This is a genomic window from Aquicoccus porphyridii, assembly GCF_008369105.1.
GTDB classification, from domain to species: Bacteria; Pseudomonadota; Alphaproteobacteria; order Rhodobacterales; family Rhodobacteraceae; genus Aquicoccus; species Aquicoccus porphyridii.
This window is the reverse complement of sequence record NZ_VINQ01000242.1, coordinates 1-353: the sequence shown is the minus strand read 5'-3', so window position 1 is coordinate 353 and position 353 is coordinate 1. Positions and strand designations below refer to the sequence as shown.

Genomic DNA, 353 nt, shown 5'->3' with positions numbered 1-353 from the left:
GCGGGCGCGGATGGCGAACGGTTGGCGGTAATCCGCCATTCATTCGCCATCATCTGGCGGATTTTCGCCAGGTGTGTTGAACGGCAGGCCGTGCTTGCGCAGCTTGTCGTGCAGGGTCTTGCGCGGGATACCGAGGGCCTCGGCGACGCTGCGCAGCGAATTGTGCGGGCGTTCCAGTTCGGCAGCGATCAGCGAGCGCTCGAAGGCCTCGACCTTGGCGCTGAGGTTGTGCGGCTCGTCGGCGGCGTCGGGCAGGACTCCGTCGTCCAGGCTCAGGCCGAGACCCAGGGCGAAGCGCTCGGCGGCGTTCTGCAATTCGCGCACGTTGCCCGGCCAGTCGTAGGCCAGCAGCC

1 protein-coding gene is annotated in these 353 nt (G+C 67.7%); it reads right to left on the bottom strand.

Going from position 1 to position 353, the window contains the following annotated elements; genetic code table 11:
- Positions 1–39: 39 nt before the first annotated feature.
- On the bottom strand, positions 40–353 hold a 314-nt coding region (locus tag FLO80_RS24350; protein ID WP_281287080.1), incomplete at its 5' end, for a helix-turn-helix domain-containing protein.